The 25,671-nt window shown below is 67.0% G+C and carries 21 protein-coding genes; 8 read left to right on the forward strand and 13 right to left on the reverse strand.

Going from position 1 to position 25,671, the window contains the following annotated elements:
* Position 1: 1 nt before the first annotated feature.
* The 4 genes from BN1263_RS04980 to BN1263_RS04995 all read right to left on the reverse strand — a co-directional run bounded on the left by BN1263_RS04980 (position 2) and on the right by BN1263_RS04995 (position 5,482).
* Entirely contained in the window at positions 2-694 is a 693-nt protein-coding gene (locus BN1263_RS04980; RefSeq protein ID WP_021204541.1) for a COG3650 family protein, read from the reverse strand.
* An 83-nt stretch (positions 695-777) separates the two neighbouring features.
* Positions 778-1,170, reverse strand: coding sequence for a nuclear transport factor 2 family protein (locus tag BN1263_RS04985; RefSeq protein WP_019661450.1), 393 nt, complete (start codon positions 1,168-1,170; stop codon positions 778-780).
* Entirely contained in the window at positions 1,151-4,300 is a 3,150-nt protein-coding gene (locus BN1263_RS04990; RefSeq protein WP_058979950.1) for a multidrug efflux RND transporter permease subunit, read from the reverse strand. Before BN1263_RS04990 ends, BN1263_RS04985 begins: the two co-directional genes overlap by 20 nt.
* A 36-nt stretch (positions 4,301-4,336) precedes the next feature.
* A complete protein-coding gene (locus tag BN1263_RS04995) occupies positions 4,337-5,482 on the reverse strand; it encodes an efflux RND transporter periplasmic adaptor subunit (protein WP_058979953.1) in 1,146 nt (381 codons plus the stop codon).
* Positions 5,483-5,611: 129 nt separating this feature from the next.
* Here BN1263_RS04995 and BN1263_RS05000 point away from each other — a divergent pair, with 129 nt between their 5' ends.
* Positions 5,612-6,328, forward strand: coding sequence for a response regulator (locus BN1263_RS05000; protein ID WP_186008951.1), 717 nt, complete (start codon positions 5,612-5,614; stop codon positions 6,326-6,328).
* Complete coding sequence (locus tag BN1263_RS05005; RefSeq protein ID WP_058979957.1) at positions 6,328-7,404, forward strand: ATP-binding protein; 1,077 nt, start codon at positions 6,328-6,330, stop codon at positions 7,402-7,404. Before BN1263_RS05000 ends, BN1263_RS05005 begins: the two co-directional genes overlap by 1 nt.
* Here the strand turns inward: BN1263_RS05005 and BN1263_RS05010 are convergent.
* The 3 genes from BN1263_RS05010 to BN1263_RS05020 all read right to left on the reverse strand — a co-directional run bounded on the left by BN1263_RS05010 (position 7,382) and on the right by BN1263_RS05020 (position 11,047).
* Entirely contained in the window at positions 7,382-9,217 is a 1,836-nt protein-coding gene (locus tag BN1263_RS05010) for a DUF7844 domain-containing protein (RefSeq protein WP_448226377.1), read from the reverse strand. The two genes, BN1263_RS05005 and BN1263_RS05010, sit on opposite strands and share 23 nt — an antisense overlap.
* Before the next feature lie 70 nt (positions 9,218-9,287).
* Positions 9,288-9,596 (reverse strand): DUF2388 domain-containing protein, encoded by a 309-nt coding sequence (locus BN1263_RS05015; protein WP_058979961.1) that lies wholly within the window; start codon positions 9,594-9,596, stop codon positions 9,288-9,290.
* Positions 9,597-9,658: 62 nt separating this feature from the next.
* Complete coding sequence (locus tag BN1263_RS05020) at positions 9,659-11,047, reverse strand: D-2-hydroxyglutarate dehydrogenase (RefSeq protein ID WP_058979963.1); 1,389 nt, start codon at positions 11,045-11,047, stop codon at positions 9,659-9,661.
* A gap of 168 nt (positions 11,048-11,215) precedes the next feature.
* Between BN1263_RS05020 and serA the strand changes: the two genes are divergently transcribed.
* Positions 11,216-12,457, forward strand: a complete 1,242-nt coding sequence (gene serA, locus BN1263_RS05025) for a phosphoglycerate dehydrogenase (RefSeq protein WP_058979965.1) — start codon at positions 11,216-11,218, stop codon at positions 12,455-12,457.
* Positions 12,458-12,562: 105 nt separating this feature from the next.
* Here the strand turns inward: serA and BN1263_RS05030 are convergent, their stop codons facing one another.
* Together BN1263_RS05030 and BN1263_RS05035 are read right to left on the reverse strand one after the other, a co-directional pair.
* Positions 12,563-12,955, reverse strand: a complete 393-nt coding sequence (locus tag BN1263_RS05030; protein ID WP_058979967.1) for a hypothetical protein — start codon at positions 12,953-12,955, stop codon at positions 12,563-12,565.
* Positions 12,955-13,569 (reverse strand): NUDIX hydrolase, encoded by a 615-nt coding sequence (locus tag BN1263_RS05035; RefSeq protein WP_080398781.1) that lies wholly within the window; start codon positions 13,567-13,569, stop codon positions 12,955-12,957. The genes BN1263_RS05030 and BN1263_RS05035 overlap by 1 nt, the downstream gene beginning before the upstream one ends.
* Positions 13,570-13,701: 132 nt before the next feature.
* Between BN1263_RS05035 and BN1263_RS05040 the strand changes: the two genes are divergently transcribed.
* From BN1263_RS05040 to mtnC, 5 genes are all read left to right on the forward strand, one after another.
* Positions 13,702-15,177 (forward strand): amino acid permease, encoded by a 1,476-nt coding sequence (locus tag BN1263_RS05040; protein WP_005416354.1) that lies wholly within the window; start codon positions 13,702-13,704, stop codon positions 15,175-15,177.
* An 82-nt stretch (positions 15,178-15,259) separates the two neighbouring features.
* Entirely contained in the window at positions 15,260-16,687 is a 1,428-nt protein-coding gene (locus tag BN1263_RS05045; RefSeq protein ID WP_058979971.1) for an amino acid permease, read from the forward strand.
* A 563-nt stretch (positions 16,688-17,250) separates the two neighbouring features.
* Entirely contained in the window at positions 17,251-17,892 is a 642-nt protein-coding gene (locus BN1263_RS05050; protein WP_026347187.1) for a methylthioribulose 1-phosphate dehydratase, read from the forward strand.
* 90 nt (positions 17,893-17,982) lie between these two features.
* Complete coding sequence (locus BN1263_RS05055) at positions 17,983-18,540, forward strand: 1,2-dihydroxy-3-keto-5-methylthiopentene dioxygenase (protein WP_021204389.1); 558 nt, start codon at positions 17,983-17,985, stop codon at positions 18,538-18,540.
* A 3-nt stretch (positions 18,541-18,543) separates the two neighbouring features.
* On the forward strand, positions 18,544-19,239 hold the full coding sequence (gene mtnC, locus BN1263_RS05060) for an acireductone synthase (RefSeq protein ID WP_058979972.1): 696 nt from the start codon (positions 18,544-18,546) through the stop codon (positions 19,237-19,239).
* A 129-nt stretch (positions 19,240-19,368) separates the two neighbouring features.
* Here the strand turns inward: mtnC and BN1263_RS05065 are convergent, their stop codons facing one another.
* The 4 genes from BN1263_RS05065 to fucP all read right to left on the reverse strand — a co-directional run bounded on the left by BN1263_RS05065 (position 19,369) and on the right by fucP (position 25,617).
* Positions 19,369-21,987 carry a beta-mannosidase gene (locus BN1263_RS05065; RefSeq protein WP_058979974.1) on the reverse strand — a complete coding sequence of 873 codons (2,619 nt, stop codon included), beginning with the start codon at positions 21,985-21,987 and terminating at the stop codon, positions 19,369-19,371.
* A 90-nt stretch (positions 21,988-22,077) separates the two neighbouring features.
* Positions 22,078-23,304, reverse strand: coding sequence for an AGE family epimerase/isomerase (locus BN1263_RS05070; protein ID WP_058979976.1), 1,227 nt, complete (start codon positions 23,302-23,304; stop codon positions 22,078-22,080).
* Entirely contained in the window at positions 23,301-24,296 is a 996-nt protein-coding gene (locus tag BN1263_RS05075; RefSeq protein ID WP_058979977.1) for a carbohydrate kinase family protein, read from the reverse strand. Before BN1263_RS05075 ends, BN1263_RS05070 begins: the two co-directional genes overlap by 4 nt.
* A gap of 7 nt (positions 24,297-24,303) precedes the next feature.
* Positions 24,304-25,617 carry an L-fucose:H+ symporter permease gene (gene fucP, locus BN1263_RS05080; RefSeq protein WP_019661435.1) on the reverse strand — a complete coding sequence of 438 codons (1,314 nt, stop codon included), beginning with the start codon at positions 25,615-25,617 and terminating at the stop codon, positions 24,304-24,306.
* Between the last annotated feature and the right edge of the window lie 54 nt (positions 25,618-25,671).

Raw genomic sequence — 25,671 nt, forward strand, 5'->3', positions numbered from 1 at the left:
GTTACGGCTGTTTCGCACCGAAGTTGCCGCAGCCATGGTACTGGCGGGTACCGACAGTCAGCATCGCCTTGGCCTCGAACGCCTCGCCGCTCATGTCATCCTGGCAGGTGGTGCGCTGGAAGCTGAGCTTGACGTCGGTGCCGTCGGATGCCTTTCCGCTCCATCCATCAGCGCCCTGGGTGGGTTTGGCCACGTCGAAGCGGCGCTCGCCATAATCGACCTCCACCTGCAGGCCCGGCGCATCGCCGTCGACGACTGCAAGCCAGCCGGGTTCATTGCCGGTGGCACGGAATGCCGCATTGCCGGCGCTGCCATCGCCTTCGGTAGCTTCCACCGCATGGCACTCGCGATCCGGTTCACCCTTCAGGCTCAGCAGGCCATCATCGCTGCCCTTGGTCCAGAAGCTGTTGCCGAGACCATCGCTGTACTTGGCGCCGGATGCCGCGCGCTCGGAGGTCATGGCGAAGCTACGCTCGCCGATCACCAGCGTGGCAGCATCCTCGCCATTGAATGTCGCGCCCACACTCAGATCACCACACTGGTAGGCGGTCTCGCTGCCACCTTCCGTGTTGGCGCTCGGCTGCGGCGTGGCAGGCGGGGCGTCATTGCTGCCCGCCGCGGGTGCCTGGGCCGGCTGGCAAGCGACCAGGACCAGCCCCAGGGAGGCTGCCAACAGACTGGGAACTACACGCATGGCTCGACTCCTTGTCGACACTACAGGAATGCTCGACCCTACCACCTCGCGGTGAGCGGGGCCTGAAAGCGGCCTGACCGCACTCATGCGGCCAGCACCGCCATCGACAGCAGCTGCGCGCCGCTTTCGCCGGAACTGCAGGTCCACACCCGCAGCAGGCGCAGTTTCAGCTCGCGCTCCTGGCCCTGGCCGCGCACCGACAAGCGCACGTCGCTGGACAACAATGCCAGGCGTCCGCACAGCAACGTTTCCACCGCGTACGACTGCAGGCTGCGCACCTGCAGGTTTCCGGTCAGCCAGTCGCCCAGCCACGGCAGGTCGAGCATGCGGCCGCCGTGGCCATCCATCATGAACAAGGCCGGCGATACCAGCGCGGTCAGCGCATCGTGGTCGTCATCCAGCAATGCCTGCCGCAGGCGCTGTTCCAGCGCTGCCAACTGCCGCTCATGCAGATCTTCAACGATGTTCCGTTCCATCCACGGTTCCTCCCGGCATCGGCCGGCGTCTGCGCAGGCGCTGCGCGATCCACTGCCGCGCGCCCTGCACCACTACATAGAAGACCGGCACGAAGAACACGGCCAGCACGGTCGCACTGACCATGCCGCCGAACACACCGGTTCCAATCGCCTGCTGGGTTTCCTTCGACGCGCCCTGCGCCAGCATCAGCGGCACCACGCCCAGCGCGAATGCCAGCGAGGTCATCACGATCGGCCGCAGTCGCAGCCGCGCTGCCTCCAGCGCTGCTTCAACCAGGCCGCGACCCTGCTGCTGCAGCTGGCGCGCGAACTCGACGATGAGGATCGCGTTCTTCGCCGACAGCCCGATCACGGTGATCATGCCGACCTTGAAGAACACGTCGTTGGGCATGCCCCGCAACAGCACCGCAGCAACCGCACCAAACAGGCCCAGCGGCACCACCAGCATCACCGCCAGCGGAATCGACCAGCTCTCGTACAGTGCCGCCAGCACCAGGAACACCACCAGCATCGACAACAGCAGCAACCACGGCGCCTGCGCACCGGACTCCCGCTCCTGCAGCGACTGGCTGGTCCACTGCAGGGCAAAACCGGACGGCAGCTTCTCGGCCAACCGCTCCATCTCCGCCATGGCCTGGCCGGTCGACACGCCGGAGGCCGGTGCGCCGGACAGGTTCAGCGCCGGGAAGCCGAGATAGCGCTGCAGCTGCAGCGGCGCCTCGGTCCAGTGCGGCGTCACCAGTTCCGACAACGCCACCATGCCACCTTCGCTATTGCGCACGTACAGCCTCAGCACATCCTCCAGCTCCATCCGGTGGGGTGCATCGGCCTGCAGGATCACCTGCTGCAGCCGCCCCTTGTTGGGGAAGTCGTTGACGTACTGCGAGCCCATCGCCGCCGACAGCGTGCTGCTGATCTGCTCGAACCCCACGCCCATCGCCTCGGCCTTGGCGCGGTCGATGTCCAGCCGCACGCTGGTACCTGCTGGCAGTCCATCGGCATGCACCTCCGACAGCAGCGGGCTGGCCTCGGCCAGCTTCAGCAGCTGCTGCAGGGCCGCACGCAGTTCGGCCTGGCTCTGCCCGGTACGCGCCTGCAGGGCGAGCGAGAAGCCGGACGAACGCCCCAGGCTGTCGATCGCCGGCGGCATCACGCTCATCACCTCGCCCTCGGCAATCGTCGCCATCGCCTTCTGCGCGGCCTCCACTTCGCCGGCCGCGGTGGCCCCTGCACGCTCGCCCCAATCCTTCAGCATCGTGTAGGTCAGCGCCGCGCTCGGGCCGGAACCGGAGAGGCTGTACCCGAGGATCGACTGGTTGGAGCCGATGCCCGGGCGTGACGCCACGTGCCGTTCGTAGGCTTCGACCACGGCCAGCGTGCGTTCGGCGGTGGCTTCAGCCGGCAGCTGGATCGAGGTCATGAAGTAGCCCTGGTCCTCTTCCGGCAGGAATGCACCCGGCAGCCAGTGCAGGCCCAGCAGCAACGCCGCCACCAGCGCGGCGAACACGCCCATCACCCGCCCGCTCCGCTGCAGCACCGACGCCACGCCACGCTGGTAACGCCCGGTCATCCGCTCGAAGCCACGATTGAAGGCACCGAACAGCCCGCCACGGCCATGATGGCCATGGGTGTTCGGGCGCAGCAGCGTCGCGCACAACGCCGGCGTCAGGCTCAGGGCCAACAGCGCCGAAAACAGGATCGACACCGCCATCGCCACGGTGAACTGGCGGTAGATGGCGCCCACCGAGCCGCTGGCCAGCGCCATCGGGATGAACACCGCGGTCAGCACCAGGGTGATGCCGATCACTGCGCCGGTCAGCTCGCGCATCGCCTTGATGGTGGCCTCACGCGGCGGCAGGCCCTCCTCGGCCATGATCCGCTCCACGCCCTCGACCACCACGATGGCGTCATCGACGATGATGCCGATGGCCAGCACCATGCCGAACATGGTCAGCACGTTGATCGAGAAGCCCAGCGCCAGCATCACCGCGAACGTACCCAACAGCGCGATGGGCGCGACCAACGCCGGGATCAACGTGTAGCGCCAGTTCTGCAAAAACAGGTACATCACTGCGAACACCAGCAGCATCGCCTCCAGCAGCGTCTGCACCACCTTCTGGATCGAGATCTTCACGAACGGCGCGGTGTCGAACGGGATGCTCGCCTCCACGCCGCGCGGCAACAGCGGCGCCAGTTCGGCCATGCGCTCACGGACCGCCGACGCCGTGCGCACCGCATTCGCGCCCGGCCGCAGCTGCACCCCGGCAGCGGTGGCCGGATGGCCGTCCTCGCGGGTGCCCCAGGCATAGCTCTGCGCGCCCAGTTCGACGCGGGCGACATCACCCAGCACCACCCGTGAACCGTCGGCCCCGGCGCGCAGTACGATCGCCGCGAACTGTTCCGGCGTGGACAACTGGCCGTCGGCGCTGAGTGGCACGGTGATGCGCTGGCCTGGAACACCCGGCGAATCACCGATGCGCCCCGGCGAGATCTCCAGGTTCTGCTGCTCGATGGCAGCGGCCACGTCACCCATGGTCAGCCCATAGCCGGTCAGCCGGGCCGGGTCCAGCCACACGCGCATCGCCTGCTCCGCACCGAACAGCTGCACGCGGCCGACGCCATCGATGCGGCGCAGCTCCTCGATGATGTTGCGCGCCATGAAGTCGCCCAGTGCGGCCTCGCTGACGCTGGCATCGGGCGAACGCAGGCCGACCAGCATCAGGAAGCCGGAATCGGCTGCTTCCACGAACAGGCCGTTCTGGCGCACGCTGCGCGGCAGGCGCGGCTCGATCGCCTTGATCCGGTTCTGCACGTCCACCTGCGCCAGCTCCGGGTTGGTACCCGGCTTGAAGGTCGCAGTGATGGAGGCTTCGCCGGAGGTGTCCACCGAAGACTCGAAATACAGCAGGTGCTTGACGCTGGACAGCTCGCGCTCGATCAGGCCGACCACCGCGTCATTCAGCGTCTGCGGGCTGGCACCCGGGTAGCTGGCGTAGATGCTGACGCTGGGCGGCGCTACCGCCGGATAGCGCTCCCCCGCCAGCCGCGGGATCGCCAGCACGCCGGCCAGGATGATGAAGATCGCCAGCACCCAGGCGAACACCGGGCGATCGATGAAGAAACGTGCCATGTTGGATTTTCCTGGAGGGACCGGCCCGGAACAGGCTCAGCCCTTGCTGCCGGCCTGTACTGCACCGGCGCTGGCAACCGGCATCTGCCAGTCGCGCGCATCGACCACCACGCCTTCCTGCAGGCGCTCCTGACCCTCGACCACCACCTTCTCGCCGGCCTTCAGGCCCGTGCGCACCAGCCACTGGCGATCGACACTACCGTCCACTTCCAGCGTGCGGATCACCGCCTTGCCGTCGGCGCCGATCACCCAGGCATAGGCCTGGCCACCGGCGCTGCGCAGCACCGCCTGCTGTGGCACGGTCAATGCACTGGCGGGCGCGCCACGTGGCACCCTCGCGCGCACGTACATGCCGGGCAGCAGCTGCCGCTGCGGGTTGTCAACCAGGATGCGCAGGATCACATCACCGGTGCGCGCATCGACATTGATGCCGGAGAACAGCATCTGGCCACGTTCGGGCAGCGGCCTGCCGGCCGCACCGATGATCGTCACCGGCAGCTCGCCGCCACCGGCACTGCGTTGCAGCGACTCGAGCTGCGCCGCTGGCTGGCGCACATCGACGTAGACCTGGTCGATCTGCTGCACCACCGCCATCGGCTCGGTATCGGCCACGCCGACCAGTGCACCTTCGGTCACCAGCGCCTGGTCGATGCGGCCCGCAATCGGTGCACTGACCGTGGCATAGCGCAGGTCGAGCTGGCGGCGGGCCAGGATCGCGCGCGCCTCGTTCACCGCGGCACGGGCCTGTTCGTACTCGGCACTGGCATCGTCGCGGTGCTGCTGGCTGACCGCCTGCGCGGCCGCCAGCGCATGCAGGCGCTGCGACTGCACGCGGCTGCGGCCCAGGGCTGCCTCACTGCGCTGCAGCGCTGCCAGTGCCGAGTCGACATCGGCACGGAACGCCGCCGGATCAATCTGGAACAGGGCCTGGCCGGCGCGCACTTCGGCGCCCTGTTCGAACAGGCGGCGCTGCACGATGCCGCCGACCTGCGCACGGATCTGTGCGGTGCGCACGGCGGCGACACGGCCGGGCAGTTCATCGTCGCGCTGCACGACCTGCGGGCCGACAGTGACCACGCTGACGCGCGGTGCCGCTTCGGGCGTGGCTTCGGGGGCGGAGCAGGCCGTCACGGCCAGGGCGAGGGCCGCGATCAACGCGACCGGAGTCCTGAAGGTTCTCATTGCTGTGCACAATGCCGCGCAGGCGGCTGATAGGTTCTGAAGCGTGAAGTGTGCGTGGCGATGATGGGGTTTCGATGGAGGAACTGTGGAGATACGATGGAGGCAAGCACCTTAAGGCCCCGCCCCTTCATGCATGCCGCCCCTGCCCTCGCTGCCCTCGTCCTGATCGTCGAGGATGAGGCCGAGATCGCCGATATTCTCACCGCCTATCTGGAACGCGAAGGACTGCGTACGCTGCGCGCCGCCGACGGCCAAAGCGCGCTGGACCTGCACCGCAGCGCCCGCCCCGACCTGGTCCTGCTTGATGTGCAGCTGCCGCGCCTGGATGGCTGGAGCGTGCTGACCCAGCTGCGCCAGCGCGGTGAAACGCCGGTGATCATGCTGACCGCACTGGACCAGGACCTGGACAAGCTCACCGCGCTGCGCATGGGCGCCGACGACTACGTGGTCAAGCCGTTCAATCCGGCCGAAGTGGCAGCACGCGTGCGCGCCGTGCTGCGGCGTACGTTGCGCGCCTCGCGCCTGGACGCACCGACCGCGCTGCGGGCGGGCCCGCTGCTGATCGACTCGGCTACCCATGCCGTGCATGTGGAGGGCGAAGGCTACAGCCACGAAGTGCTGCTCACGCTCACCGAGTTCAAGCTGCTGCACTGCATGGCGCTGGCGCCGACCCGCATCTTCAGCCGCAGCGAACTGATGCACGAATGCCTGCCGGAAAGCGAAGCGCTGGAACGCACCGTCGACAGCCATGTCAGCAAGCTGCGCCGCAAACTCGATGACGTGGGCATGGTCAACGTCCCGGCCAGCGTGCGCGGTGTCGGCTACCGGTTGATGGCCGACCGCTGATGGCGCGTCTGCGCCGTTCCGGGCTCAGCCGCCACATCATCATCTCGATGTCGCTGATGGTGATCGGCGTCATCGTGATGATGATCCTGTCGTCGTGGCTGCTGTACGCGGTGCTGGTCGAGTTCTTCCCCGGCAGCACCGAGGAGCCGGAAAGCTGGCTGCCGACCGGGCCGGAACTGGCATGGATGGTGGGCGTGATCCTGACCGGACTGGCGCTGGCCATCGCCGCTTCGTTCCGTCTTGCGCACCGGATCCTGTCGCCACTGAATTCACTGGTGGACAGTGTGCGTGCGCTTGCCGGCGGCGACCTGGGTGCACGCGCCAGCGTCGAGGAAAATTCGCCGGGCGAGGTGGCGACCCTGGTCGAGGACTTCAATGCGATGGCGCGCCGCCTGCAGCACATGGAGAGCGAGCGCGCGATGTGGCACGCGGCCATCGCCCATGAGCTGCGCACGCCGGTGACGATCCTGCGCGGGCGCCTGCAGGGGCTGGCAGAGGGTGTGTTCCAGCCGGACGAGTCACAGTTCCGCAGCCTGCTGGCGCAGGTCGAGGGCCTCTCGCGCCTGATCGAGGATCTGCGCGTGCTGAGCCTGTCCGACAACGCGCGGCTGGACGTACGTCGCGCGCGCACCGATGTGGTGGCCGAAGTGCATTCGGTGATGACCCTGGTCGATCCGCAGTTCCGCGCCGCCGGCTTCGTGCTGGAGCTGGAAACCAGCCGCGAGGAACACAACGCGCACTGCGACCCGACCCGCCTCCGCCAGGCGCTGCTGGCGCTGCTGGAAAACGCGCGCCGCTATGCCAGCCCGGGCAAGGTGCGGATTGCCGTGCATGACACACCGGGACATGTGCAAGTGGCAATCGAGGATGAGGGCCCTGGCATCGATCCGGACCTGCACGCCGACATCTTCAGCCCGTTCATGCGTGCCGACGGCTCACGTTCACGCCAGGGCGGCGGCAGTGGCCTCGGCCTGGCGGTGGTCAAGGCCATCGCCGACGCGCACGGCGGCCGCGTCTACTGCACGGCGGGCAACGCCGGCGCCAGCCGTTTCGTCATCGAACTGCCGCGCCAGTAGCGGGCGTGGCTGCCTGTTCCCGCAGGTGCGCGCCAAGTGCGGCGAGGTTGGCATCGATCGCATCCATCTCGTTGCGCTGGCCCACCGGCAACTGCTGGCGCAGTTGCACGCGCAGCGCCTGCCAGGCCGGCACCGCCTCTGCGCTGGCAGTGGCAACCGCTTCGGCCAGCACCGCCTGCTCATCGGCCAGCGGCAACCCGTAGCCGCCCTGCAGCAGCGTTCCCGGGCGCAACCACTGCCCGCTCTGCGCCAGCAGGCTGCGCAGGCTGCGGGTTTCCGCGCTGTCCGCAGCAGCCAGTAGCTTCCGCTTTAGCACATCGCGTGCGCGCAGTTGGGCACGCCGCTGTGCCGCCTGTTCCAGCAGCAGCAGGCCGGCACTGGCGCGCAGGTTGCCCTTCAGCAGCCACAGTGCCCGTTGTTCTGCCGGCAGCTTCAACCAGCCGCGCACATCGCGCGCGGGCAAGGCCAGCTGGGTCGCCGCCACTGTGAACAACTGCTGGTAGTGGTCGCGCGCGGAAGCGAAGTAATAGCCCTGTGCCTGCGCTGCGTTGCGGTCCGTGAGTACCCGCTCGTCGAGCATGCCCAGCCGCGCCAGCCGCCGCTTGAGACCGCGCGGACTCAGCTGGGCCAGCCCGGCCTCGCCCAGCCGGGGCACTCCGGCCTGCAGCAGCCTGGCGGTCTCCACCGCACAGTTGTTGCTGACGAAGTAATAGCGCCCGTCATAGCTCCAGTGCACCTGCGCGGTGCGCTCGAGCAGGCTGGCGATCTCGTCGCGTTGCAGCTGCAAGGGCAACGACTGCAGGCCCCGCAGTTCCACCTTGGTGTACTCGTCCACCACCTGCTGCAGCGGCAGCACGAACAGCCGCGACGGGTAGCCGCCGGTCAAGCCGCGCCAGTTGGAAATCTGCACATCGCCGACGAACGCGCGGAACGACAGCACGCGCTGGTACTCCAGGTCCAGGCGGCAGTCCGGACCCGGTGCACGGCCCGGCCGGCAGATCACCAGCCGCAGCATGCTGTGCCCCCATCGGCTCATCGGCTGCGCACTGCCCTCGGCGAACAGGTAGTCCACGGCGTAGACGCGCGCCGGATCGAGGTGTAACAGCGATGCCGCCCCCTCTTCCGATTCGGCCTGGAGCAATGGCAACGCGTTCGCGCAGTGCGACTGTGGCAGCGATGGCGGGGTTCCGAAATGGACCTGGTACCACTGCGCCACTGCCGGGCGCCGGCAGGCGAACTCGCTGTCGAGCACGAAATGCTCGGCGTTCACTGCCAGGTACTCGGCCGGGTCCTTCAGTTCATACGCATCGGGACTGCGGTCGCGGAAATCGTTGTCGCCACGGCCGAGATGCCAAGGCTTGCGCTGCCATCCAGCCAGATCGCGCCAGCGCACACTGCGCGACCAGTTCGCCCCCGTACGGTCGGCAACATGGGTCAGTTCGTGTACCAGCGCGCTGCGGCGTGCGCGGCGCGCGCCGGGCACGGCATCATCCAGCAGCTCGCGACGCAGGGCGATGCGCCCGGCGAAAGCGCGACCGTGCACATCGGCCGGCAGGTCATCACGCCAGCGCACCTGGACCTGTGCAGGCAATGCGCGGAGCAGGCCATCCGGCAGCAGTGCCTGCACGTCGGCCAAGGTCTGCGTCGCCACCTGCTGCTGTGCAGGGCTCAACCCTGCCGGGTCCAGCTGCAGGCGATCAGCTGCGTGCGCGACGTGGGCGACCAGCAGTAGAGCCACGCCATGCGTGGCTGCGTTCCACCGGCCAAGCCTCTGTAGAGCCGAGCCATGCTCGGCTACTGTTGCGATCCGCATGCGCCAGGCATTCAGCCGAGCATGGCTCGGCTCTACAGAACGCGATGTCGCCGGGGTCATGCAGTCCGGATCAACGCGCCAGCAGCGCGCGGGCCAGTTCCAGGTCGCTCTGCTGCTGTGCGGCGGCACTCTGCTCACGCAGGTGGACCAGCGCGGCCTGCAGGCGGGCGCCACGGATCTGGCCGTCGCTGGCGACGAACGCCGCAGCGTCGTCGCGCGCAGCCAGTACCACCTTGTCGTCACCCGAGCTGCTACCCGAGGAGCCGGAGGAGGCACCGGTGGCGGAACCGGCCGAGGTGCCGGCGAAGCTGGAAGCGAAGCCGGCCAGCGGCAGGGACAGCAGGGCGAGCAGGGCGAGCAGCAGAAGCGGACGGGTCATCGGTTCGAAGCCGGTTGTGAGGATGCGTGGAGCGTAACGGGTGCGTGAAGGATTTGCCCGGCTCAAACGTCGAACAGCTTGCCGGGATTCAGCCGCGCTTGGGGATCGAACGCACGTTTGACCGCCTTCATCAGGGCGATCTCGGCCGGGCCGCGGGTGCTGTCCAGGTAGCCCTTCTTGACCAGGCCGATGCCGTGTTCAGCCGAGATGCTGCCATCGAACCGGGCCAGCACCTGCGCCAGCAGCTTGGTCACATGCTCGCACTGCGCGACGAAATCGGCGTCGCTGGTGTCATCGGGCTTCAGCACGTTGATGTGCAGGTTGCCGTCACCGATATGACCGAACCACACCACATCGAAGTGCGGGTAGGCCTGCCCGATCAATGCCTGGGTCTCGGCCAGGAACGCCGGCATCGCCGAGATCCGCACCGAGACGTCGTTCTTGTAGGGCTTGTAGCGTGCCAGCGATTCGGTGATGCCTTCGCGCAGGCGCCACAACTGGGCAGCCTGGGCATCGCTGGCACTGATCACGCCGTCGCTGACCCAGCCGTTGCCCATGCAGTCCTCGAAGGCCGCCATCGCCGCCGCTTCCTGCGCTTCGTCGTTGGCGGCGAACTCGGTGACCACGTAATACGGGTGCACCTCGTCGAACGGTGCCTGCGCACCATGCGCCAGCACGTGCTCCAGCGCCCGGTCGGTGAAGAACTCGAAGGCCTGCAACTGCAGGCGCGCGCGGAACGCGGCGAACACCTGCATCAGCACCTCGAAGCTGGGCACGGCCAGCAGCATCACGTTGCTGGCTGGCGGCGGATCGGTGAGTTTCACTGTCGCCTCGACGATCACGCCCAACGTGCCTTCCGAACCGATCAGCAGCTGGCGGAAGTCATAGCCGCTGGAGTTCTTGATCAGGCCCTTGTTGAGTTCCAGCAGTTCGCCGCTGGCGGTGACCACCTTCAGCCCGGCGATCCACTCGCGGGTATTGCCATAGCGGATCACGCGGATGCCGCCGGCATTGGTGGCGATGTTGCCACCGATCGTGCACGACCCGCGCGCAGCGAAGTCCACCGGGTAGATCAGGCCGTGGTCCAGCGCGGCGTTGTGCACGGCCTCCAGCGGCATGCCGGCCTGCACCACCAGGGTGCGATCGACCGCGTCGTAGGCCAGTGCCTTGTTCATCCGTTCCAGGCTGAGCACCAGCTCGCCGTTGGCGGCCACCGCGCCACCGGAAAGGCCGGTACGGCCGCCGGACGGCACCACGGCCACGCCCTCGCCCGCACTCCAGCGCATCACCGCCTGCACTTCCTCGACCGTGGCCGGCAGTGCGACCGCCAACGGCGCCGGCGTCCAGCGCCGGGTCCAGTCGCGCCCGTAATGCTCCAGGTCGGCCGGGTCGGTCTTCAGCTTCAGGCCGGGACAGGCCTGCTGCAGCGAGGCAATGCGGGAATTGGTCATGACGGTCCAGCGCGGGGCGTGAAGAACGGGCAAGCGTGCCAGCGGCACGCGCCAGCGTCCAGCCCTGCGAGCAGGCAGATAGCTACGGATGCAACCAATTGCGCACCGCACCATGAGCGCTGCGATCTGGCATAGTGGTTAGCCCCTGTCCCACTGGCCGTGTTGCCCATGTCGCCGAAGAAGACCTCGTTCCCGAAGCAGGATATCCGCGTGCTGTTGCTGGAGGGGGTCAGCCAGACCGCCGTGGAGGTGTTCAGCGCGGCCGGCTACAGCCAGATCGAGGCGCACACCAAGGCACTGCCCGAGGACGAATTGAAGGCGCGCATCGCCGAGGCGCACATCGTCGGCATCCGCTCGCGCACCCAGGTCAGCGCCGAGGTGCTGGCCGAGGCCAAGCGCCTGATCGCGGTGGGCTGCTTCTGCATCGGCACCAACCAGGTCGACCTGGACGCGGCCGAACTGGCCGGCATCCCGGTGTTCAACGCGCCCTACTCCAACACCCGCAGCGTGGCCGAGCTGGTGATCGCCGAGGCGATCATGCTGACCCGTGGCATTCCGCAGAAGAACGCCGAATGCCATCGCGGCGGCTGGTCGAAGTCAGCCAGCGGCAGCCATGAAGTGCGCGGCAAGACGCTGGGCATCATTGGTTACGGCCACATCGGCACCCAGGTCGGCGTGCTGGCCGAATCGCTGGGCATGCAGGTGATCTTCCACGACGTGGAAACCAAGCTGGCGCTGGGCAATGCCCGTGCAGCGGCCAGCCTGGACGACCTGCTGGCGCGCGCCGACATCGTCACCCTGCACGTGCCGGAGACCCCGTCCACGCAGTGGATGATCGGCAGCACCGAGCTGGCGAAGATGCGCAAGGGCGCGCACCTGATCAACGCCGCGCGCGGCACCGTGGTCGACATCGATGCGCTGGACGCGGCCCTGGCCAGCGGCCACGTCGGTGGCGCCGCGCTGGACGTGTTCCCGGTCGAGCCGAAGGGCAACGGCGATATCTTCGAATCGCCGCTGACCCGCCACGACAACGTCATCCTCACCCCGCACGTCGGCGGCAGCACGCTGGAAGCGCAGGACAACATCGGCGTGGAAGTGGCGGCCAAGCTGGTGCGCTACAGCGACAACGGCAGCACCCTGTCGGCGGTCAACTTCCCGGAAGTGACCCTGCCCGAACACGAAGACAGCCTGCGCCTGCTGCACATCCACCAGAACGTGCCGGGCGTGCTGTCCAAGGTCAACGAGATCTTCTCGCGCCACAACGTCAACATCGACGGCCAGTTCCTGCGCACCGACCCGAAGGTGGGTTACGTGGTGATCGACATCACCGCCAGCGAGGCGCAGGCCGCCGCCGTGCGCGACGAGCTGGCCGCGATTCCGGGCACGCTGCGGACGCGCATCCTGTATTGAGCAAGGCGTCGCCGGGCATGCCCCGGCGGATTGCTTCCGGCATCGCGCCATCCACGCATGGCGTGGATGGAACACCTCAGAACCTTACGGCGTGGATGGAACACCTCAGAACCTTACGGCGTGGAGGTTCTTGTAAAAGTCCCAATGGATCAGAACCCTGTCTTCCATCGACAGGAACAGCGTATCGACGAAATCCAGCTCCTCGGCATGAGCCAGCCAGTCCTGCAGGCGGCTGCCCAGTGAAGGTACCGCCCCATCCACCTGGACAACCGTCAACGCAGCCTCGCTTGGCAAGCCAACAGCATCTGCAATGGCGCTCAACTCCTGCGCCAGCCGCTCCCGCCCCACCCCGGGGACCTCCAGGCGCGATGGCACGCGCTCCCAGTCGATGCATGTGACGACTGGCAATGCAGCCTTGATCATCGCAAGGGCAGCATTCTGCTTCGCCTCGCCACAGGCATGAGCCGCAACAAACGCGGCACAGCCGTCCGAGAGCATCAACGTGCCAGCCACCGGCGCGCCATGCGCTGCATGGATTCATCCGATTCGGGGTCGGCCGCGACTTTGGTCACCGGCCGCCATGCCAGGTCAAGTGACTCCTCGCTGAGCACGAATGCCTCGCCACCGAGCGCGCGGATCACGAAACGCACGTCGTAGTGCCAGTGCCCCGGCACATCCTTGCGCTCCGGAATCCAGTGCTTGTCCAGATCGAAGATGGCCGGGTCTTCCAGCACCAGCCCGCTCAGGCCGGACTCCTCCTCGGCCTCCTTCAGCGCCACCTGGGCCAGGTCGCGGTCGCCGTCGGCGTGGCCACCCAGCTGCAGCCAGCGCTGCAGCTTGCGATGGTGGGTCAGCAGCAGGCGCTGGCCGTCGGCGCTGACCAGCCAGCAGCTCGCGGTGAAGTGGCCTGCAAGCCGCTCACGCCGGAACGGATCTTCCGGATCATCCAGCAATGTGCCGAATTCGGCAGCCAGTGCGTCGTGGGCGGGCTCGCGGCGGGCATAGTCCCGCAACAGACCGCGCAGGCGATCGTCAAGCACGGCAAGGGTTTCGGCAGTCTGGCGCATGAATGGGGGCGGTTCGGAAAAATACTGCTCATTATCGCCGTTCATTGTTGCGATTGCGCTTGTGCGTTGGCTTCAGCTTTGGCTAAGGTACAGCGGGCTGTTCGCACGGCCTTCACCATTCAAGGCAGCCGGCAACGTATCGGCCGCCCACCCCATCCGATCACTAGGAAGTACTGCATGCTGAAAGCTCTGTTGAGGGTCAAGCCGGTCCAGCCGGCCGGGCACGTCGATGCCGGCGAACCCATCGAAGGCAGCCTGGACGGCGAAGCCACGTTGAAACGGACCCTCACGGCTAAACACCTCATCCTGCTGGGCGTGGGTGCGGTGATCGGCGCAGGTATCTTTGTGCTGACCGGCCAGGCCGCAGCCAACCACGCGGGCCCGGCGGTCATGCTGTCGTTCGTGCTGGCCGGTTTCGCCTGTGCGCTGGCGGGCCTGTGCTATGCCGAGTTCGCGGCGATGATGCCGGTCTCCGGCAGTGCCTATTCCTATTCCTATGCCACCCTCGGCGAAGGCATGGCCTGGTTCATCGGCTGGTGCCTGGTGCTGGAGTACCTGTTCGCCTCGGCATCGGTCGCGGTGGGCTGGTCGGCCTACCTGATCAGTTTCATCACCACCACGCTGCACATGCCGTTCCCGGACCTGCTCAGCGCCGCGCCCATCGCCTGGACCGGCAGCGAGTTCGTCTCCTCCGGCAAGCTGTTCAACCTGCCTGCGGTGCTGATCGTGGCGGCGGTGTCCGGCCTGCTGTACGTGGGCGTGACCCAGTCGGCCTTCGTCAACGCCATCATCGTGGCGATCAAGGTCACCGTCATCTGCCTGTTCATCGGCATCGGCGCGGCCCATATCGACCCGGCCAACTGGCAGCCGTTCATCCCGGAAAACACCGGCGTGCCGGGTGAGTTCGGCTGGAGCGGCATCTTCCGCGCGGCCACCATCGTGTTCTTCGCCTATATCGGCTTCGATGCGGTCTCCACCGCCGCCGGCGAAACCAAAGACCCACAGCGCAACATGCCGATCGGCCTGCTCGGCTCGCTGGCGGTGTGCACCATCGTCTACATCATCGTCTGCGCGGTACTGACCGGCATGATGCCGTACCACCTGCTGGGCACCGACAAGCCGGTGGCCACCGCACTGGAGCCCTACCCGACCTTGTCGTGGCTGAAGACCCTGGTCGAGATCGGCGCCATCGCCGGCCTGTCCTCGGTGGTGCTGGTGATGATGATGGGCCAGACCCGCATCGCCTACACCATTTCCCGCGACGGCCTGCTGCCGAAGTTCTTCGGCAAGGTCCACGCCCGGTTCCGCACGCCTTACTGGGCCACGATCGTGGTCGGCGTGATCGCCGCCGCGCTGGCCGGCCTGGTGCCGCTGAACGTGCTCGGCGAACTGGTGTCGATGGGCACCCTGCTGGCCTTCGCCACCGTCTGCATCGGCGTGCTGGTGCTGCGCTATACCAAGCCGGAGATCCATCGCCCGTTCCGCGTACCGGCGGTGTGGATCATCTGCCCGCTTGGCGCCGCGGCCTGCCTGTTCCTGTTCTGGCAGGCGTTCGTGGTGCACTGGCACCTGTTCGTCGGCTGGACCGTGCTGGGCATGCTGATTTACCTCGGCTACGGCATGCGCAACAGCAAGCTGGCCAAGTCGCCCTGATCCGCCTACGGGCCGGCCTCGCGCCGGCCCGTCCGTTTTCCCCGCGCGCCGCTCTTGGCGCGCTTCGACAAGACCACCACACATGTTCAAGCAACTGTGGGCCACCAAGCACCCGCATGCCGCCCATGAAGACGCCAACGGCCTGAGCCTGCGCCGCCACCTAGGCCCCTGGGGGCTGACCGCCCTCGGCATCGGCGCGGTGATCGGCGGCGGCATCTTCGTCATCACCGGCCAGGCGGCCGCCAACCACGCCGGCCCCGCGATCATGCTGTCGTTCGTGCTGGCCGCCATCTGCTGCGCCTTCTGCGCGCTGGCCTACGCCGAGTTCGCCTCGATGGTGCCGGTCTCCGGCAGCGCCTATACCTATACCTATGCCACCTTCGGCGAACTTTCGGCCTGGTTCATCGGCTGGATGCTGGTGCTCGAATACGGCGTCTCTGCATCGGCGGTGGCGGTCAGCTGGACCGGCTACTTCCTCAGCCTGCTCAGCCAGTTCGACATCCATCTACCGGCAGCGCTGGTCAGTGCGCCACTGGACGCACAGCTGCGGCCCACCGGCGCGATCGCCAACCTGCCCGCCGCGGCACTGGTACTGTTGCTGACCTGGCTGTGCTACGTCGGCATCAGCAAGTCCTCGACGATGAACATGGCAATGGTCGTGCTCAAGACCGGCCTGATCGTGCTGGTCATCGTGGTCGGCTGGAAGTACGTGGACACCAGCAACTGGACCCCGTTCATTCCGGCCAATGAAGGCGCGGGCAAGTACGGCATGGAAGGCGTGCTGCGTGGCGCGGCGATGGTGTTCTTCGCCTACATCGGTTTCGAGGCGGTATCGGTGGCGGCCCAGGAATCGAAGAACCCGCAGCGTGACATGCCGATCGGCATGATGCTGTCGCTGGTGATCTGCACCGTGCTGTACATCGCGATGGCCGCAGTGATGACTGGCCTGGTGCCGTTCCAGCTGCTGGGCACCGACGAGCCGGTGGTGACTGCCGTGGCCGCACACCCGCAGCTGGGCTGGCTGCGCTGGGTGGTCGAGGTCGGCGCGCTGGTCGGCCTGTCATCGGTAGTGCTGGTGATGATCATCGGCCAGCCGCGCATCTTCATGATCATGGGCCGCGACGGTCTGCTGCCGCCGGTGTTCACCAGGATCCACCCGAAGTACCGCACCCCGCACATCAACACGGTGATCACCGGCATCGGCATCGCGCTGCTGGCGGCGCTGTTCCCGCTGGACATTCTCGGCGAGCTGACCTCGATGGGCACGCTGATTGCGTTCGCGGCGGTCTGCGCCGGCGTGCTGATCCTGCGCCGCACCCAACCGGATCTGCCGCGCCCTTTCCGCATGCCGATGGCCTGGCTGATCTGCAGCCTGGGCGTGCTGAGCTGCCTGGCGCTGCTGTCAGCGATGACAATGCACAACTGGATGCTGATGGGCGTCTGGACCTTCGTCGGTTTCGTGATCTATTTCTGCTACGGCTTCAGGCACAGCCGCCTGCGGGGGAAGTAAGGGGTTTTGCATTGCAGGGCCTGCGGCCCTGCCCCCGCCTTTGAAGCCGGAGCAACGGCAACAGCAACGGCAACAGCTGGGCTGAGGGCTTGGCGGGGAGGCATGGGTTCGCGGGGGACGCCGTGAATCCATCCCTGGAGGCTTGGCCGCGGCATCCATGCCGCGGACACCCCCGCGAACCCATGCCCCCCGCCCCTGACAGTATCCCGGTGCGTCCGGTGGATCCACGCCATGCGTGGATGAAACGTTCTCATGAACGAATGCTCCGGAATGAATGATTCTGTAGAGCGGAGCCATGCTCCGCTCCGAGCAAGCGCAGCGAAGCGACCCGCTTTCGCTTTTCCTTCTTCACTCCGTGGCCGGCCGCGCGCCGGAACCTGTCAGAGGCGGGGCGGGTGGGCCGTGCAGGGGCGTTGGCGCCTCGGATGGCGCCATCGAGCTTACAGGGATGTACTTGCAGCGTCCCCTGCACGGCCCACCCGCCCCGCCCTACCCATTGGACCGCTCTACACGACCCGCCACGAGGGGCTCAGCCGTTGGCCGAATCCAGTAAAATCGCCGACATGAACGCCCCCACCTTCCCGTACGACACCGCGCGCCTGAGCGAACTGGCCCAGCTGCTGATCGACAACATCCGCGAACTGGCCCACGCCGGCTGGACCCCGGCCACCAGCAGCAACTTCTCCCACCGCCTGGACGACCGCCACGCGGCGATCACCGTCTCGGGCAAGGACAAGGGCCGCCTGATCGAGGATGACATCATGGTGGTGGACTTCGACGGCCAGGCCGTGGGCCGTCCGTTGCGCCCGTCCGCCGAGACCCTGCTGCACACCCAGCTGTACCGCCGCTTCCCGGAGGTCGGCTGCGTGCTGCATACGCATTCGCCGGTGCAGACCATCGCCTCGCGCCTGTATGCGCCGCAGGGCCACATCCGCCTGGAGGGTTACGAGCTGCTGAAGGCCTTCGCCGGCAACAGCACCCACGAGATGGCCATCGACGTGCCGGTGTTCGCCAATACCCAGGACATGAACGTGCTTTCGCAGCAGGTCGATGACCTGCTCGACCGGCAGAACCTGTGGGGCTACCTGATCGACGGCCATGGGCTGTACGCCTGGGGCCGCGATATGGCCGAAGCACGCCGCCACCTGGAAGCGTTCGAATTCCTGTTCCACTGCGAACTGGAACTGCGCAAGCTGCGCAGCTGAACCGGCGCGCAGGTGCAGATGCCGATCCGGAATCTGCGCCCCCCCCCACCCTGCTACCCTGTCTTCCCCCGAGACGTTCAAGCTGCCGCCATGAGCCGACTGCGCATCTACGACGACACCCGCCCCGAATCGCCGCTGCTGGACACCCAGGACGGCGCGGTCATCGCTGCCGAACTGCAGAAGATCGGCGTCACCTTCGAGCGCTGGCAGGCCACCGCGCCAGTCGCGCCGGGCGCCAGCCAGGAGGAAGTGTTCGCCGCCTACCGTGCGGACATCGACCGCCTGGTCGCCGAGCGCGGCTTCAAGAGCGTGGACGTGGCCTCGATCGCCCCGGACAACCCGAACCGCGCCGAGCTTCGGAAAAAGTTCCTCGACGAGCACTTCCACAAGGAAGACGAGGTGCGCTTCTTCGTCGCCGGCTCCGGCCTGTTCACCCTGCACGTGGGTGACAAGGTCTATGAGATCGAGTGCGTGAAGGACGACCTGATCGCCGTGCCCGATGGCACCACCCACTGGTTCGACATGGGCGAGGAACCCAGCTTCGTGGCGATCCGTTTCTTCACCGAGCCGGACGGCTGGGTCGGCCATTTCACCGGCACCGACATCGCGCAGAAGTTCCCTCGTTACGTACCCACCCAGGCGTCCTGATCCATGCAAGCCCGCGTCATCCTGACCGACATCGAAGGCACCACCAGCAGCATCTCGTTCGTCAAGAACGTGCTGTTCCCCTATGCCCGCAAGGCCCTGCCCGCGTTCGTCGCCGAACACGGCCAGCAGCCGGAAGTGCGCCGCTGGCTGGATGCGGTGGCGACCGAGATCGGCGGTGCCTGCCAGGACAGCCTGGTGGCCGAGACCCTGCAGGGCTGGATCGACCAGGACCGCAAGCACACCGCGCTGAAAGCGCTGCAGGGCCTGATCTGGGATGAAGGCTACCGCCGCGGCGACTACACCGCGCACTTCTACCCGGAGGTGGCGCCGGTGTTGAAGGGCTGGCACGCTTCCGGCCTGTCGCTGTACGTGTATTCCTCCGGCTCGGTGCCGGCACAGAAGCTGTTCTTCGGCTTCAGCGATGCCGGTGACCTCAGCCCGCTGGTGTCGGGCTGGTTCGATACCGAGATCGGAGGCAAGCGCGAGGCCGACAGCTACCGCCGCATCGTGCAGGCCATCGGCGTACCGGCCGGCGAGATCCTGTTCCTGTCCGATGTGGTGGAAGAGCTGGATGCCGCCCGTGAAGCCGGCCTGCAGACGCGCCTGATCGACCGCCGCGACGACTACCCGATGCCGCGCACCGGCCAGGCCGCCAATGGCCACGAGCGGGTCGAGAACTTCCAGCAGATCCAACTGTAAAAAAGAAGGGTGTGCGGACCAACGGTCCGCACCTACCCGGCTCCGCTTCTGGTAGTTGCCAACCTTGGTTGGCATACGGCCGATGTGTCAACCAAGGTTGACACCTACCAGAACATGGTTCACCTGCCCTCATCGATCGTTGAGCGTTTTCACCTTCAGCGCTTCGCGCAGGGTAACCAGATCCACCGGGCCGCGTACGGCGATATCGCGGGTTTCGCCCGGCAGCAAGTCCAGCAGATTGTCTTCGACCTGCACATCCAACGCACCGAAATCAATCGACGCCGCGCGCACGTAAGCCGCGCTTTCCAGCCGTAGTCGATAGTGGTCGCCTTCGATGGACAACGTGGCCTTGAGCTTCTGCCGCGGCAACATCTGGTCCTTGGCTTCGACGAATCCGACCACCTGCCGCGCGCTCACCGCCCCGTTCTGCAGCAGCTCGAACACCGCCACCGTGCGCTTCGGGTCGGCACCGGCCAGCAGCTCGGCATCGCGGAAATCACCGATCGAGGTCACGCCCGACGCCGCCAGCGTCACCGCGTCCTCGCGACGGCGCAGCACCTTCCCTTCCACGTCCATCACCCGCAGCCGCCAACGTGCATCCAGCGCCGCACCGTCATTGATCAGGCGTACCCGCGTGCTGCCCTCATCGCGCAGCGCCGCTACCGTGACCGGCGCGAAGAAGCGCCGCGCGGCAAAGTGCAGCGCCTTCCAGCGACCGAAGTAGTCCACGCTGGACCATGAAGCACCCGGCCAGACATCGTCGAGCTGCCAGTACAGCGAGCCCATCGTGTACGGCCGCGAAGCGCGATGGTGCAACGCGGCCAGCGCGATGCCATCGGCCTGCATCACCTGGCTGAGGTAGACAAAGTCCTCGAAGTCCTTCGGCGTGCCGTAGCCCAGTTCGATGTAGTGCCGCAGGCGGCTGTTGCCCTCGCCGGCCATGAATTTCTGGTGCGCGCGGATCACCGGGCTGTCGATGCGCTGCTCGGCGCGGGTGGCGATCTGGTCCACGGTGGCCACCGACGGCCATGCCTGCAGGCCGTACTCGGACATGAAGCGTGGCGTCTCACGCAGGTAGGCCTGCACCGGCAGCGCCGGATTGCCCCAGACCTGCCAGTAGTGCTTGTCGCCGCGGGTGGAATCGTTGGCCTTCCCGTCCAGATCATTGCTGGGCGAACTGGACCAGTACGGTACGCCCAGTCCTTCCTCGCCCACCACTTGGCGCAGGTCGTTGCCGAACAGGTCGACATAGCCCTGCCAGACCTTCGCCGCAAATGCCGGGTCGGCCGCCTGCAGGTCGCGGCCGTGACCCCAGTCCTTCCAGGCGGTTTCTTCCTCGTTGTTGCCACACCACAGCACGATGCTGGGGTGATGGCGCAGCCGGCGCACATTGTCGCGTGCCTCGGCCACCACGCTGGCACGGAAGGCCGGATCGTAGCCCGGCTGCATGCCACCACCGAACATGAAGTCCTGCCAGACCAGCAGGCCCAGTTCGTCGGCGATGTCGAAGAACGCATCGTCCTCGTAGTAGCCGCCACCCCAGTTGCGCAGCATGTTCATGTTGGCGTCGCGTGCGGCGGTCAGCACCTGGCGCAGGCGCGCGGCGTCGACCCGTGCGGGTAAGGCATCGAACGGAATGACGTTGGCGCCCTTTGCGAAGATCTCCACGCCGTTGATGACGAAAGCGAAGCCCTGCCCGCCCTTGCCGTCTTCCTCGCGGCGCAGTTCAACCGTGCGCAGGCCGATGCGCTGCTCGCGCACCAGCTCCGGCGCGCCACCTTGGTCCAGGCGGGCCTGCACCGTGTAGCGGTCCTGCGCGCCGTGGCCGACTGGCCACCAACGCCGCGGATCGGCCAGTTCAACCGGAACCTCGATGCTGTTCTGGCCGGGCTTCAGCAGCACCGTGCGCTGCACCTGGGCCACGTTGCGGCCCTGCGGATCCTGCACATCCACATTCACCACGGCCGAGCCCGCCGCCGCGCCCTGCTCCACTCGCAGCAGCACGGCCAGCTTCGCCTGCTCCGCGCTCAATGCATCCGTGCGCACCGCAAGATCGGTCAGGCGGTGCGCGTCCCAAGCCTGCAGATCGATTCCGCGCCAGACGCCGGCGGTGACATAGCGCGGACCCCAGTCCCAGCCGAAGTGGTAGGCCGGCTTGCGCGCGAAGTTGCCGACCATCGCGTCCTTCGGCTCATCGCCATACGGCGACGGGTAGTTGCCAGCGATCTTGTGCGGCATCGCCTGCACGCCCGGCAGCAGGGTGCGGATCGGCGAACGGAACACGATCTGCAGTTCATTGTTGCTCGCACGGAGGCGGCCTTCGACCCGGGCACGCCACGTGCGGTGTGCGTTGTCCGCGCGCAGCAGCGGCTTTCCGTTGAGGCTGACTTCGGCGTAGGTATCCAGCCCATCGAAGCGCAGTTCGGCATTGGGCCTGGACAGCGTCGCGGCATCGACGTCGAAGCGCGCGCGGTACTCCCAGGCAGCCAGGCCGATCCACTGCAGTTCGGCCTCGGGCGCACCGACATACGGATCACGGATCAATTCGTGAGCCAGCAGGTCGGTGTGCACGCTGCCCGGCACCGTCGCCGCCCGCCATTGCTGCAGGCCCGGATGGGCTGCACCCTGCGCGTCGCCGGGCAGCATGCGGAACTTCCACTGCGCCTGCAGCGGCGCGGCAGCGACCGGGAAGGCGGACGCCGCGATCAGCAGCAGGAGCAGGCGGACAACGAGGGGAAAGCGATGCACGGGATGCTCCTGTTATTCCGCCGGGCTTGGCCCGGCGCTACCTGCAAGTCCAGCTCACGGCAGCACCGGGCCATGCCCGGCGCACCAACCTCAACGCACCACGTTCAACACTTCGTAGCACGCACCCATGGTGTGGTAATCCACCTTGCCGGCCGGGCTCTTCTCGTCGCTGTACTTGCGATTGTCGGCATCGAGGATGCGGAACCAGGCGCCGTACCGGTGATCGACGAAGTGTTCCCACGAATACGCCCAGATACGCTGGTACCACTGCCAATAGCGGTCATCGCCGGTACGCTTGGCCATCAGTGCGGCGGTCGCCAGCGTCTCCGCCTGCACCCAGAAATACTTGTCGTCGTCGCAGACGAAACTGTCGCCACCGATCGGGGCGCCATCCATGCCCGGCTGCCGGCGCGATTCCGGCGCGAAACCGTAGTACAGGCCACCCCGCGCCTCGTCCCAGCTGCGCGCCACGGCCACGTCGAACAGGTGCTGCGCGGTCGGCACCAGCCAATCGGCCTGCACATGGCGGTCCAGGATCAACAGCAGCTTGGCCCATTCGGTCTGGTGGCCCGGCTGGAAGCCCCACGGGCGGAACAGGTGCTTGGGGTCATCCAAGTTGTAATCCCAGTCGATCTCCCACTTGGAATCGTAGTGCTCCCACACCAGGCCACCGGCCTTGGCGGCCTGGCGGCGGGTCATGTTGTCGGCCAGCTGCAACGCGCGCTCCACATAGCGCTGTTCGCCGCTGGCCTCGAAGGCGGCCAGCATCGCCTCGCACATGTGCATGTTGGCGTTCTGGCCACGGTAGCCGGTGAAATTCCACTGCCCATCGGCTTCGTCCTTGTAGAGGCCGTGCTGCGGCTCCCAGAAACGCGCTTCCAGCAGCTGCCAGGTCTCGTCCATCCATGCGCGGGCCTGTTCGAGACCGGCCTTCAGCGCGCAGCTGTAGGCCAACAGCGCGAACGCCACGCCATAGCAGTGGTTCATGTCGTCCTCGACCTTGCCATCGCGCAGGGTCCAGGCGTAGCCACCGGTGGCCGGATTGCGATGCACCTCGCGCAGATAGCGCACGCCATGCTCGACTGCGTCGCGGTATTCGGCGTTGCCGAACTCGCGGTATGCCATCGCGTAGTTGAAGACGAAACGGGTGCTGCTCACCAGGTGGCGGTGGCTGGCATCGTAGATGCTGCCGTCATCACGGAAGTAGTGGAAGAAGCCGCCGTTCGGATCGATGCAGCGCGGGTGGTAGAACGCCATCGTGTCGGCGATGTGCGCCCGCAGGAACGCGGGTGAACGGAAATCGGGCGAGGTGCTCATGCGGTAATGTCCTGGGCCTGCAGCAGCTGCTGCACTTCATCGAGCGAGGGCATCGCGGCGAACGCGCCCTTGCGGGTAACAGCCAGAGCGCCGACCGCGGCACCGAAGCGCAGCGTGGCGGTGATCGCCTCCGGGTCCTGGCAGAACGCTGCAAAGCCTGCACCGGCCCCGCCACGCTCCAGCAGCCCAACCAGCACGCCACCGACGAAGGCATCGCCAGCAGCCGTGGTGTCGACCGTGGCCACGCGGAAACTGGTGACCGTGCCGTGGTTGTCGCGGGTGTACCAGTGCAGCGTGGCCGCACCGTCGGTGACGATGACCCAGCGCGCCTGCGCGGCCAGCAGGCGCCGCAGCACCGTCGCCTCGCCGTCACTGCCCAGCGGCGCGGCCAGGTAGTCCAGCTCCTCGCGCGACAGCTTGACCAGGTCGGCACGTTCCAGCGCCTGCCACAGGCGCGGCGTCGGGTCCTCGTTGGCCGGCCACAGCGCCGGGCGCAGATTGAGGTCCAGGCTGACCACCGCACCGGCGTCACGGGCGCGGTCCATGCCGGCGAAGGTCGCCTCGGCAATGCCCGGCTCGGTCAGGCTGTTGGAGCAGACATGGAAGCACTGCGCGCTGTCGAAGCACGCGGCCTGGAAGTCGCTGTCACGGAACAGCAGGTCGGCCGCCGGTGGGCGGTAGAAACTGAAGCTGCGCTCGCCGCTGGCATCCAGCGCGACGAAGGCCAGCGCGGTCTTTGCCGCATCGGTACGCACGATGTAATCCGTGCCCACGCCGTGCTCGGCCAGGCTGTCCGCCAGGAAGTCACCGAACATGTCTCGGCCCAGCATGCCGACGAACTGGGTCTTCGCCCCCAGTCGCGCTGCCGCCACCGCAACGTTGGCCGGCGCACCGCCGGCGTACTGAAGGAATGCGCGCGGGGTGTCGGCCGAGGCCGGCGGCTGCGCTAGTAGATCGATCAAAATTTCGCCGAAGCAGACAATGGCACCCATTCCGGACTCAGCCTCCCTGCGTTGCGGAAGCCGGCGTACGTGCGCCGACCAGTCCGTAGAAAATGATGTAGCCGTAGCACAGCAGCGGCAGGATGAAGCTGGCCTGCACACCGATGTGGTCGGCCAGCACGCCCTGCAGGTACGGCACCACGGCACCGCCGACGATGGCCATGATCAGCAGGCTGGAGCCCTTGTTGGTCAGCGGCCCCAGGCGCTCGATGCTCAGCGCGAAGATGGTCGGGAACATGATCGAGTTGAACAGGCCGATCGCCACCACCGAGTACAGCGCGATGCTGCCAGAGGTCAGCATGGTCGTAACCAGCAGGGCCACGTTGACCAGCGCGAAGATCGCCAGCAGGCGGCTGGGCGAGAAGCGCGCCAGCAGCGCCGAGCCGGCGAAGCGGCCAATCATCGCCATCGTCCAGTAGGCCGACACGTAATGGGTGGCCTCCTGTTCGCTGAAGCCACCGATGTTGGGCATCGACAGGTAATTGACCAGGAAGCTGCCGATCGACACTTCGGCACCGACGTAGAAGAAGATGCCCAGCACGCCCAGCAGCAGGTGGCGCTTGCGCAGTGCATCCAGGTAGCTGTGGTGGTGACCCTGGTCAGCCTGCTCGGTGGCGTCGCTCAACGCCGGCAGGCGGAACAGGAACACGAACAGCGCCAGCAGTACCAGCGCCACCGCCAGGCCTACGTATGGACCCTGCACGGCCTGCGCCTCGGCGGCACGGTAGGCCAGCTGCTCGGCGGCCGGCAGCGCCGCGATGTCATCGGCACTCTTCACCGTGTTGGACAGGATCAACATGCCGCCAAAGATCGGGGCGATGGCCGTGCCCAGCGAGTTCAACGCCTGCGCCAGGGTCAGGCGGCTTGAGCTGGTCTGCTCCGGTCCCAGCAGTGCGACGTACGGGTTGGCGGCGACCTGCAGCACCGTGATGCCGGTCGCCAGCACGAACAGTGCACCGAGGAAGGCGCCGTAGACGCGCAGCTCGGCCGCGGGCCAGAAACCCAGTGCGCCGATACCGGCGATCAGCAGGCCGGCCACGATGCCCTTCTTGTAACCCAGCGCCGCCACCAGCCGACCCGCCGGCAGCGACATCAGGAAATAGGTGCCGAAGAAGGTGAACTGCACCAGCATCGCCTTGGCGTAGTTCAGCTCGAACACCGCCTTCAGGTGCGGGATCAGGATGTCATTGAGGCAGGTCAGGAAGCCCCACATGAAGAAGATCGTGGTGACCACGGCCAGCGCCTTGCCGTTGGTGACGGCGGGTGCGTTGCCCGAAGAACCCGATGGACGGGGCGTTGCGGAGATCGGCATGCGGTACGCGCCTCGATGCGCGGAAGGTCGTTGTTGCGTGGAAGGGATGTATGA

Origin of the sequence: Stenotrophomonas thermophila (genome assembly GCF_001499715.1) — a bacterium.
GTDB classification, from domain to species: Bacteria; Pseudomonadota; Gammaproteobacteria; order Xanthomonadales; family Xanthomonadaceae; genus Stenotrophomonas; species Stenotrophomonas hibiscicola.

Coding starts and splice junctions, on each gene's coding strand:
- mtnC (WP_058979972.1), top strand. CDS start 18,544: ATGCAAGCCCGCGTCATCCTGACCGACATCGAAGGCACCACCAGCAGC.
- BN1263_RS05040 (WP_005416354.1), top strand. CDS start 13,702: ATGCTGAAAGCTCTGTTGAGGGTCAAGCCGGTCCAGCCGGCCGGGCAC.
- BN1263_RS05020 (WP_058979963.1), bottom strand. CDS start 11,047: ATGACCAATTCCCGCATTGCCTCGCTGCAGCAGGCCTGTCCCGGCCTG.
- BN1263_RS04990 (WP_058979950.1), bottom strand. CDS start 4,300: ATGGCACGTTTCTTCATCGATCGCCCGGTGTTCGCCTGGGTGCTGGCG.
- BN1263_RS05030 (WP_058979967.1), bottom strand. CDS start 12,955: ATGCTCTCGGACGGCTGTGCCGCGTTTGTTGCGGCTCATGCCTGTGGC.
- BN1263_RS04995 (WP_058979953.1), bottom strand. CDS start 5,482: ATGAGAACCTTCAGGACTCCGGTCGCGTTGATCGCGGCCCTCGCCCTG.
- fucP (WP_019661435.1), bottom strand. CDS start 25,617: ATGCCGATCTCCGCAACGCCCCGTCCATCGGGTTCTTCGGGCAACGCA.
- BN1263_RS05010 (WP_448226377.1), bottom strand. CDS start 9,217: ATGCGGATCGCAACAGTAGCCGAGCATGGCTCGGCTCTACAGAGGCTT.
- BN1263_RS05050 (WP_026347187.1), top strand. CDS start 17,251: ATGAACGCCCCCACCTTCCCGTACGACACCGCGCGCCTGAGCGAACTG.
- serA (WP_058979965.1), top strand. CDS start 11,216: ATGTCGCCGAAGAAGACCTCGTTCCCGAAGCAGGATATCCGCGTGCTG.
- BN1263_RS05055 (WP_021204389.1), top strand. CDS start 17,983: ATGAGCCGACTGCGCATCTACGACGACACCCGCCCCGAATCGCCGCTG.
- BN1263_RS05005 (WP_058979957.1), top strand. CDS start 6,328: ATGGCGCGTCTGCGCCGTTCCGGGCTCAGCCGCCACATCATCATCTCG.
- BN1263_RS05070 (WP_058979976.1), bottom strand. CDS start 23,304: ATGAGCACCTCGCCCGATTTCCGTTCACCCGCGTTCCTGCGGGCGCAC.
- BN1263_RS05015 (WP_058979961.1), bottom strand. CDS start 9,596: ATGACCCGTCCGCTTCTGCTGCTCGCCCTGCTCGCCCTGCTGTCCCTG.
- BN1263_RS05045 (WP_058979971.1), top strand. CDS start 15,260: ATGTTCAAGCAACTGTGGGCCACCAAGCACCCGCATGCCGCCCATGAA.
- BN1263_RS05035 (WP_080398781.1), bottom strand. CDS start 13,569: ATGAACGGCGATAATGAGCAGTATTTTTCCGAACCGCCCCCATTCATG.
- BN1263_RS05000 (WP_186008951.1), top strand. CDS start 5,612: ATGCATGCCGCCCCTGCCCTCGCTGCCCTCGTCCTGATCGTCGAGGAT.
- BN1263_RS05075 (WP_058979977.1), bottom strand. CDS start 24,296: ATGGGTGCCATTGTCTGCTTCGGCGAAATTTTGATCGATCTACTAGCG.
- BN1263_RS04980 (WP_021204541.1), bottom strand. CDS start 694: ATGCGTGTAGTTCCCAGTCTGTTGGCAGCCTCCCTGGGGCTGGTCCTG.
- BN1263_RS04985 (WP_019661450.1), bottom strand. CDS start 1,170: ATGGAACGGAACATCGTTGAAGATCTGCATGAGCGGCAGTTGGCAGCG.